General features: G+C 49.1%; 10 protein-coding genes and 1 pseudogene. 5 read left to right on the top strand and 6 right to left on the bottom strand.

What is annotated here, in order from left to right; translation table 11 throughout:
• Positions 1–62 precede the first annotated feature (62 nt).
• Positions 63–407: pseudogene (locus ACFSW5_RS07820) on the top strand (DinB family protein); the annotation flags it as partial.
• A gap of 61 nt (positions 408–468) precedes the next feature.
• On the top strand, positions 469–873 hold the full coding sequence (locus tag ACFSW5_RS07815; RefSeq protein ID WP_379271007.1) for a nuclear transport factor 2 family protein: 405 nt from the start codon (positions 469–471) through the stop codon (positions 871–873).
• Between the two features lie 194 nt (positions 874–1,067).
• On the opposite strand, the gene ACFSW5_RS07810 is transcribed toward ACFSW5_RS07815, so the two are convergent.
• Together ACFSW5_RS07810 and ACFSW5_RS07805 are read right to left on the bottom strand one after the other, a co-directional pair.
• Positions 1,068–1,457: a tautomerase family protein gene (locus ACFSW5_RS07810; RefSeq protein WP_379271005.1), complete on the bottom strand. Its 390-nt coding sequence runs from the start codon at positions 1,455–1,457 to the stop codon at positions 1,068–1,070.
• Positions 1,458–1,473: 16 nt separating this feature from the next.
• Positions 1,474–2,553: an NAD(P)H-dependent flavin oxidoreductase gene (locus tag ACFSW5_RS07805; RefSeq protein WP_379271003.1), complete on the bottom strand. Its 1,080-nt coding sequence runs from the start codon at positions 2,551–2,553 to the stop codon at positions 1,474–1,476.
• Positions 2,554–2,811: 258 nt separating this feature from the next.
• On the opposite strand from ACFSW5_RS07805, the gene ACFSW5_RS07800 reads away from it, so the two are divergent.
• Entirely contained in the window at positions 2,812–3,708 is an 897-nt protein-coding gene (locus ACFSW5_RS07800) for a LysR family transcriptional regulator (protein ID WP_379271001.1), read from the top strand.
• 92 nt (positions 3,709–3,800) lie between these two features.
• Here the strand turns inward: ACFSW5_RS07800 and ACFSW5_RS07795 are convergent, their stop codons facing one another.
• A complete protein-coding gene (locus tag ACFSW5_RS07795) occupies positions 3,801–4,415 on the bottom strand; it encodes a TetR/AcrR family transcriptional regulator (protein WP_379270999.1) in 615 nt (204 codons plus the stop codon).
• 162 nt (positions 4,416–4,577) lie between these two features.
• Here ACFSW5_RS07795 and ACFSW5_RS07790 point away from each other — a divergent pair, with 162 nt between their 5' ends.
• A complete protein-coding gene (locus tag ACFSW5_RS07790; protein ID WP_379270997.1) occupies positions 4,578–4,952 on the top strand; it encodes a winged helix-turn-helix transcriptional regulator in 375 nt (124 codons plus the stop codon).
• A gap of 111 nt (positions 4,953–5,063) precedes the next feature.
• Here ACFSW5_RS07790 and ACFSW5_RS07785 read toward each other — a convergent pair whose 3' ends face one another.
• Positions 5,064–5,381: a hypothetical protein gene (locus ACFSW5_RS07785; protein WP_379270994.1), complete on the bottom strand. Its 318-nt coding sequence runs from the start codon at positions 5,379–5,381 to the stop codon at positions 5,064–5,066.
• An 82-nt stretch (positions 5,382–5,463) separates the two neighbouring features.
• A complete protein-coding gene (locus tag ACFSW5_RS07780; protein WP_379270992.1) occupies positions 5,464–6,882 on the bottom strand; it encodes a hypothetical protein in 1,419 nt (472 codons plus the stop codon).
• A gap of 446 nt (positions 6,883–7,328) precedes the next feature.
• Here ACFSW5_RS07780 and ACFSW5_RS07775 point away from each other — a divergent pair, with 446 nt between their 5' ends.
• Entirely contained in the window at positions 7,329–8,498 is a 1,170-nt protein-coding gene (locus ACFSW5_RS07775; protein WP_379270990.1) for a cytochrome P450, read from the top strand.
• A 228-nt stretch (positions 8,499–8,726) separates the two neighbouring features.
• Here ACFSW5_RS07775 and ACFSW5_RS07770 read toward each other — a convergent pair whose 3' ends face one another.
• Positions 8,727–9,431, bottom strand: a complete 705-nt coding sequence (locus ACFSW5_RS07770; protein WP_379270987.1) for a hypothetical protein — start codon at positions 9,429–9,431, stop codon at positions 8,727–8,729.
• Positions 9,432–9,443 lie beyond the last annotated feature (12 nt).

Raw genomic sequence — 9,443 nt, 5'->3', positions numbered from 1 at the left:
CGAAAATTCTACTTTAATACGGTAAATCGATAAAATTTGTGTCTACTATCTTGACAGAGGTCCATGTCGGCCATATGATTTATTGGATGGATAAGTATTCTCCCTTGATCTTCGATTCCCCCTCGGCAATACCGGACTTCTATGATTCGCTGTTTAACTCTGGAACAAAGCCCTTGGACTGGACATTTGCTCCTCCATCGAAGGAAGAGTTGGTCGAGATGTTGACTGCGCAGCTTTCCCGCCTATCTGAGCTGACACCTGAAATGCTGGGCGAGAAGCTTTCAACTCCCTTTGCCTTGGGACCGTTCCAATTCAACGCCCCCGGCGAGTTATTAAATTTCCTTCTGATTCACGAAGCTTTTCACCTGGCTACGATATCAAGCCAGCTAAAAGTTCTGCCGCATTAACCGAAGAAAGCTAGGGATATTTGGAGCGACTTAATAAGCCGTAACGAGGAGGATTTTTCTCATGGAGAATTCCGTAAGCCCGGTCTCATCCCGAACATATGAAGCGTTTGATGCTTTTAGGAAGGCTTTAGAAACAGGATATACAATCGATTTTCTTAACAAGGTTACGGATGATTTTCATTTCTTCGTCCCGCTTCCGCTAGAAGAGTGGAATCACAAGCAGCAAGGCAAAGAGCGGTTCGAAGAATTGGTCAAGTTCGAGCGCTCTGTATTTCAGATGCAGCTGACCCCGCTTCTCGTGCTTGAGAATGCGGACAACGGGATGGCGGCATTTCGCTCGGAAGGTCCTTTGAATGGACGCCCTTTTTCCAATGAGCTTGTGATCGTTTTCGAGTTCGAAGCAGAGCGTATCCGCTCCTTCCGCGAGTATGTGGGTATGCCTTTAAAAAACTACGAGAATCCATAACAGATCCGATCCGGGAACCAAATTTTAAACCTCTAAAAAGCCGCGGAAAGATGAAGAAAGTTCGGTTGCAATCATACATCTGTCGAACTTTTATGAAGCTTCATTCAATGGCTATCGTTAAGTGCAGCCGGCCCAGACCCATTCTGAGCGGCTGCTTTTTGTTCTCGTGGCGGTCGGCAAGGGCAATTCGCGGATCATAACCTACCCGTTAAAAATTGAGCCTCACCCCGTCCAAAACTCCAATCGGAATCCGTATTTTCAACGATAGACACCATTAGATCGCTTGGCGCAATCCCGCACTCAGCTTCTAATCGTTCGGATAGTAAGGAATAGAATTTTTGTTTCTTCTCTTTTGGCCGGGCTTTGCTTACAATCGATAGAACAACTATATTATTCGTGCGGTTAAGTCCTAACCCCGTATCTTCAATAATCATATGTTCTGCTGGGTGTTCATGAACGATTTGGTAACGATCCCGCTCGGGAACTTCGAAAACCTCTACGACAACAGTATGAACAACATCTAAAAGTTTTTTCAGACTTGCTTTATCTCGCCCTTCTATAAGGTCAAAACGAAGCAACGGCATGCAATTTTCTCCTTCATTATGAATTGTAGATAAAACTCTTTTTAACAAGAGCCTCTGCCTGCTCGATGGTTTGTTTGACGATTGCAGCTGCAGACTGGTCGTTGACTAGCCTTAGACCCTGCCCCGCCCAGAGTGACATATACTCCGGGGCGTTCGCTTTTGCGGCCGCCTGTCGAATGTCTCGCGTCAATGCGTTTTGAATGGGGAATGCCGGGATGGTTCCGGGATACCGATGCATGTCATCCATAAACGCAGTTCGAATGCCTCTTGCCGGTTTACCCGAATATGCGCTTGTAATTTCAGTGGAGTCCTCAGTTGCTGCAAGGATCTTCTGTTTGTAGACTTCGTGAGCGCCACTCTCGGGACAAACGAGGAACGCGGTTCCCATCTGTACAGCACCGGCCCCTAATGCGAGGCTTGCTACAAGTCCCCGTCCATCCATGACGCCCCCCGATGCGATGACCGGAATCGACACATGATCTACAATCTGCGGAACAAGTGCCATGGTGCCAATCAGAGACTCGGAAACCTTTTTCAAGAATGTGCCTCGGTGACCTCCTGCTTCACATCCCTGAGCTACAATTGCGTTGACGCCAGCCGTCTCCAGAAGTTTAGCTTCTTCCACTGTTGTTGCAGTGCCTAATACGACAGTCCCGCGCTGCTTCATAGCTTCGATCGTCTCATGTGGCGGTATGCCAAAAGTGAAGCTAAATACCGAAATTTGCTCTTCCAGAAGCACTTGCACTTGCTCCTCAAACGACTCCGAAAACTTTGGAATGGCTGGATTGGGTACAATGCCAAGTTTGTCGCGGTATTTATTGAGATAATCTATCATTTGACTGACGGCTTCTTGCGATTCTTCAGGTTGCTCAGGTACAAACAAGTTTACCCCGAAAGGCTTGTCTGTTAATTCTCTGGTCTGATGGATCGCGCCGCGGAGCTGTTCCGGCGTTAAATATGCAGCTCCCAGATTGCCTAAGCCTCCGGCGTTGGAAACTGCTGCTACTAATTCGGGCTTTGTAGGGCCGCCTGCCATCGGGGCTTGGAAGATAGGGTATTGAATTTTTAGCTTGCGTGTTATCTCCGTTTCAAACACTGTTAAACGCCTCCTATGCGCTAGTTCCAAAACTATCCCGGCCCCAATCGGACCAAGAACCATTACATGGTCTCACCATTCGGGCTGCAGCGATTACGAGGATGGAAATCCCTAAAAACGTTTCGCCAAAAAACGGTTATCGCCATGAGTACTGCCTCCTTTACTGAAATTATTGTAACCCTCCGATAATATTGTGTAAAATGAATACAAACGATGATTTGCATTAAAATATTTAATACTATAATCGGAGGAAAAATTATGGACATCCGAGACCTGCAAATTTTTTTGGCTGTTGCCAACGAGGGCAGCATTACAAGAGCAGCTGAGAAATTAGAATACGTACAGTCGAGTATCAGTATCCGAATCCAGCAGCTTGAAAGTGAATTAAAAACAGTACTTCTTCATCGCAATCGGCAAGGAATTCGGCTCACAACATCAGGTGAGGCACTCAAGTCTTATGCCGAAAAAATTATCTTTCTTACACAAGAGGCAGAACGGGTCGTATCGGACAACTCCATCCCCCGTGGTCGACTTCGGATCGGATCGCTTGAAACGACAGCAGCGATTCGACTTCCGTTTATTCTTGCCGATTACCATAAGTCATACCCCGAAGTCGACTTGACATTGAAAACCGGAACGACGGAAGAACTCGTCCAATCGGTTTTGAAATACGAATTGGATGGAGCGTTTGTAGCAGCACCGGTCGATCATGCAGAGCTCGAAATTATTGAAGTTGGGGCCGAGGAACTTGTGCTCATATCTAGAGGACAAATCGGCTCTATAGACGGACCGGACAAGCTTCGCAATCTTACTTTACTGGTGTTTCGTGTTGGATGTTCTTACCGTCGAAAACTAGAGGACTGGCTGCACCTAGAGGGTATTATACCCGCGAAGCTTATGGAATTCGGGACATTGGAAGGAATTTTGGGATGTATCTATGCCGGACTGGGGGTCTCCCTATTACCTCGTTCGGTCATTGAAAGAGCCATCGTTCGGTATAACTTGCAGTATCATGAAATCTCGGATAAGTTTCTAAGAACGCCAACTCTGTTCATACGGCGCAAAGACAGTTATAAAACAGCAGCCGTGTCGGAATTTATAAATATTTCAAGAAAGCGATTCAGCATCGACGAGTCAGGCCGGCCGATTTCTTAATTATCCGGCTCTTTCTACTGAAGCCCGGGAAACGAAAGTGGTCACCTCGAGTTTAGTCGGTCCAGCTGGTTCCGTTCTCGAAGATCAGCCGATTATCCTGGCTCTACAGATAATGCATCCCATACGCTCATCAGTTGAGTTATGGCAGCATCAATGGCCTCGTAGGGTACACCGTCCCGGGCTTGCGTGGAAATTCCTCGCAAGAATGTTTCAAATAACGTCACAACCATGGAGATATCCGTGGATTCGGGCAACTCCCCGTTGGCTACGGCTCGTTCTATACATTCTTTTATCCAGCCCCGGACCCTCTCTCGTTCCTTGGACAGCAGGTCTCGGATATGTTGTTGCTCAGGCGAGCAGTTTACGGCGGACAATCCCAACAAACAACCTAAAGGATGGGAGTTCTCCGTCTGCATCCGCGCCGATTGCCGCAGTCCCAATTCCATGGCTGCTTTCGATGTCAAGCTTGTATCCCTGAAAGTTTCCGAAACATGTCCATAAGTAGATAGATATCGATTAACCGCTTCGCGGAATAGCGCTTCCTTGGATTCAAACGCCGCGTAAAAACTCGCCGCCGATATATTCCCCATCGCCGCCCGCAGCTGAGCCAATGAAGTCGGTTCAAAGCCGTGCTCCCAGAATAAAAGCATGGCGGCGGCAACCGCCTCGTCACGATTAAATGAACGTGGACGTCCCGTTCGTGGCATAAGACGACCTCCTTTAATATTTTTATACTAATCGATCCAGAACTCCTTGACAAGGAAGAGGGTTGAACATAACATATGGAATGATCGATCCGCAATTCAATTCTACTTAAAGGAGAAACGAATTGTATTAGCTCTATTCTTCCGAAAGGGATGTGTAGATAGATGATAACCTTTAGAGACAAAACATTCCGCTGCACTTCGGAAATTGTACTCGGCTTAATCAGCGGCAAATGGAAAATATCCATCTTAAACCAGTTGGCCAAGGGTCCGGTTCGGTTTAATCAGCTGCAGCGGCTGCTTCCTGACGCGACCCAACGCATGCTTACGATGCAGCTAAAAATGCTGGAAAGCGACGGACTCATTATTCGCAAGGTTTATCCGGTTTCACCGCCGAAGGTGGAATATTACTTGTCCGAGCTGGGCGAACAATTGGCTCCCATGCTCACGATGTTATGCGATTTTGGAACCGCCTATATTGAGAGCTTTCCCGGTGAAGTATCGTACACCAATCCAAAGCATACCGGAGCAAAAACTTAATTCAGCGCGGATCGCGGTTACCGGTTCACGCCTTGCCTGAAGAGATCGCATCAGCTATTCAAGCATTAAGAGGTACCCCAGAAGGGTACCTCTTAACCTTAGATGGCGTGATCACAAGCTTCCTTCGTATTGGCCGCGCAGTCCATTCTCCTCTTTAGTACCGCTACGAGACCCGCCTTCCAAACGATAGTTGATAAAAGCCAACGCGGCTGCCAAAACGGCAACAATTCCCCCGGACCAGGAAAGATCAATGAGCTCCATGTTCGTCGTTACAAATCCTCCCAAAGCGGATCCCATCGCGATGCCGACATTGACGGATACAGAGGTTAAGGATGAAGCCAAGTTTCTGGCCTCCGGAACATGCCGATCGGCCCAATCAATGAAGTACAACTGCATCGTCGAGTTCATGAGATAAACGACGATAGCCATGAATGAGATGCTTATGGGCTTGTGTTGTCTAGTCAAAATATTTCTCCTCCCGCTCCTGTCCAGAATGGTATCTCGTTTGGTTTTACAGCACTAAAAATTGAGCTCCGAAGCCTTTGCCGGAAACATAAGCCGCTTCCAGCTCCTCCTCATCCCCTTTGTCCAATAAAACCACATTTTCGGGATACTGCTTCCCTAGCAAAGCCCACAGCACGAGTTCATTTCCGCCGGTCGGAATGAAATGAATGCCGTCCGTATTCGTCACCAATCCGGAATGCGAGAGAATGTCTGCCGCAAGGTGCCAGCTAAGGGAGTTCCGCTTCGCAAGTGCGGCGCCGGCATCGCCGCTTCTTTGCGGCCGATACAAAAAGCGATGTCCTCTAAAAAGCTGACCGAGATCGACCGAAAATTCGCCTTCTTCCATTTCCAGGCTGAATCGAAGGGTCGTTCGATCGGTATCCGCATTTGGCAGCAACCGGGCGATGGATGGTTCATCGTAATGCTCCCCCGTAACCGGAAACGCGTCCTTGCTCACCGGCGTACCCTTTCCTGTCTCGATTCGCGGCGCGGCATAATAATCGTCATATTCATAATCGAAAGAGACCGCGGCGAACTCATCATCTGCAGCGATGGTATGTACCGGATGCCACTTCAGCAGATAATGCGCCGCCGTCCGGGCCGGCTCTCCCAACCCAGCCGGCAGAACTGTCCCCAGACGATATTGGAAGCCGTAACCGGCTTTGCTTAACCCTGAGCTGACCACACTTTGCGCATACTGAACGATCGATTTGTGCGTAAGCTTTTTCCCGAGCAATTGCGTTAAAAAGACCTCCCGGGCCGGCTCAAGAAACCGCAGCCCTTTGAACTCCGTATATTCCTTGACTTCAAACGGAACTTCCTCCCAGTTGGCAAACGGAAGCAAGGCATCCCGCAGCAAAACGAATTGGTGCAGGTATTCATTATAAATTTGCATGATCCTCGGGCCGCCGAATGGCCCCCATACTTGAGCGACGGCTTCCGGAATCAGAGGATGACCATAACAATGGCTTCGAAATTCCAGCTTGCCAAGCGCTTCCGGGCCATATTTGGCGAACGCCTTTTTCCCGGCATTAATCTCCCGAGCCCAGCTTACCAATTGTTCGCCGATGCGCACCGCCTGAGCCGTAATTTCGACGCCAGCTTTATCCTCAAGAGCCAATGGCCCCAGCGGCAAAGAGGATACGCGTCCGGAAATCGCCAAGTTGGCCTGAAGGCTGTCCAAGAGCACCGTCGGATCGCCGTTTACCGGTTCGCCAAGCTGGACCAGCATCGCCTCAAGCATCTTATCGAGCTCGATAACAACCTCTTTCGCCCGATATACACCGGCAGGCAAATTCCAATCCAAGGCCGCGTTTACGTCCTGTCTGAAGGAATCTCCGCGATATTTGCCAATGAGCGCCTCGATATCGAGAGCCTTCCCCCATGCGATTCGCTTATCTTTCAAAGCAAGTTGGTATTCCTGCATACTTTCGCACCTCACCTATAAGTTTTTAAACGACCGTCCGACCGCTGAAATCTGGATCGATCGTTCTGGATGTTAGATTATCAGGTTCCCATACCCTTGAATAGTACGCACTTTTTTGTATGATCCGATCATTTTTGTAAGGTAGGATACAATTTGATACTGGGATATGAGGAGTCAACAATGATCATCGGCGGAAATCGAAAAAGGTCCATGACGTTTAATGCCATGAACCTTTCTCATACCTAGAAAGATGTTCTTCAGAATGTAAAACCGGATCACAAGCGAATGGCTTGCTCCGTTCGATACAGCCGCTTCGATATATTCCTCTTCTTTATCCTTCCGGCTACCTAATACTCTACTTCCGGATCATTATCCGCGTTATACGATTTTGCTACGATATTCGTGAAATCTATTATTCCATAATCGCGAGAGGCAGTGAAACGAACATGTCGATTCCAATGGATTTGCGTTTGAATCCATATCCGTGGTATGGGGAAATGCTCAAGCATTCGCCGGTCGCATATAACGAACAATACGGCGCATACATGGTATTCCGATATGACGATGTACGAAGCGTGTTTCAAGACTATAAAACGTTCTCATCCGCGTTGTATGACGGATTATCGGAAGAGCTTACGTTCGACAGTCAAATTCAGGCGTTGGATCATCCGAGACATACGCAGTTAAGGGCGCTCGCAACCCACGCGTTTACGCCTAAAGCCGTTGCCGATCTTGAACCGCGCATCCGTACGATTGCCGGAAGTTTGATCGATGCCATGCTTACCGGGCAGGATATCGACTTCGTGAAACAGTTCGCCGTTCCGTTTCCGGTTACGGTCATCGCGGAGATGCTCGGCGTGCCCGAAAAAGATTTCGAGCGTTTCAAACATTGGTCGGACATTATTGTCGAGATTTCGGAGCGCCTGTTAACCGGCCAAACCGAGGAACTGCCCGAGCATATTGCCGCTTATAGGGATTTAAAGCAGTATTTCCAATCGTTGATCCATCAGAGAAGAACGGAGCCCCAAAATGATCTGATTTCCCGGCTGGCTGCAGCCGAAGCGGACGGAGAAAAGCTGACCGATTTGGAGGCCAGTAACTTCTGTTCACTCCTGCTGGTTACCGGGAATGAAACGACAACGAATTTGCTCGCCAATCTCATTCGCACCTTCGCCGAGCACCCCGAGCAATGGAAGCTGCTGCAGCGCAATCGAGACCTGATTCCCCAGGCGGTCGAAGAAGTGCTGCGATTCCGTACGCCCGTACAGCTTATGTTCCGGCTGGTGACCAAGGAGACGGAAATTTCCGGGACGAAGCTTTCGCCGGGTGACCGGGTGGCCGTCTTCCTTGGGGCCGCAAACCGGGATCCGGCTAAGTTCGAGCGGCCCGATGTGTTTGATATCACAAGGCCGTCCGGGCCGCATTTGACCTTCGGTCACGGCATTCATTTCTGCCTGGGGGCGCCGCTTGCGCGGCTGGAAACCTCGATAGCGCTGCAAGTGCTGCTAGACCGGATAGAAGCCTTCGAAATTCCTGCGGCCGAAGCATTAGAACCGTTAACGAGCTTTAATTTACTGGGCTTGCGCAAGCTGCCGCTCGCCATTAAGTTCAAGTAGCCATTTAGGACAGGCCCATTCTTTTCCCCATAAGAAGCTGTTTAGCAAAAAAAAGGCCGAAGACGAAAGGACATTCTTTCGTCTTCGGCCAGTTCTATAGCTTGGTCTTATTCTTGTTCAGCAAGCGGCGTCTGCTCTCCTATGCTCCGCGATCAGCATGCGCTGCAAGAGGATGCCCCGCTATTCCGGTTCGAACGGCGAGGCATCCATTGGACTTGGGATAACAATTTACATAAGCGGATAATGATTGGCTGCCTCATTTTCCTCCTGCATGTCAGAGATGGCTTGAGCAAGGCGCCCGTTCACCCCGTCAAGCTTTGTCAGCTTGCGGTAAATATCGCTCAGATTTTGTTTGTTTCGTTTAATTAGATCTTTCTCCACTTGCGTTTCCGGAACCATCGCATCGAGCTTATCATTCAGCTCCTTGTATATAGACTTCGTTTCCTCCGAAATCCGGCGTCCCTGATCCCCGAGTTCGACGAGGGGCTCCAGAGCGGCTTTGGTCAGCTCGCGCTGCGTTGTGACCGTGTCGTTGTAGAGCATCTTGAATACAGGATCGTTGGCGTAAAGATAAAGTTGGGTTGCCGAATAATTCCGAAGGGGATCGGACGGCACCTCCGCCGCGGACTGCATTTCCTTTTCCGCCGCAGACATAAAAGCGTTAAGATTCGCATCCAGCTGCGCAATGGCGCTTCCCGCATTCTCCACTTTTAGAACGGCGGCGTACACGATGGCGAGGTATTGCATATGAACTTTGTGGAAGTCGAGCACAAGGCCTGCTTTTCTTTTATCCAGCACTTTTTTAAGGTACTCGGCCGCTTTCTTGTAAAGCTTAAACAGATTGTCTTTATCCGCCACGAGCTTCTTGGCTTGCTCCAACGCTTTTTCATGAAGGACGGCGCTCTGCGTTTTGTCGTTTCTCGCGGGTTCCATGGGCTGTTCTCC

Source organism: Paenibacillus thailandensis (assembly GCF_042685365.1).
Taxonomy (GTDB): Bacteria; Bacillota; Bacilli; order Paenibacillales; family Paenibacillaceae; genus Paenibacillus_AP; species Paenibacillus_AP thailandensis.
The sequence above is the reverse complement of the archived record's forward strand: the minus strand, read 5'-3'. Positions and strand labels throughout refer to the sequence as shown.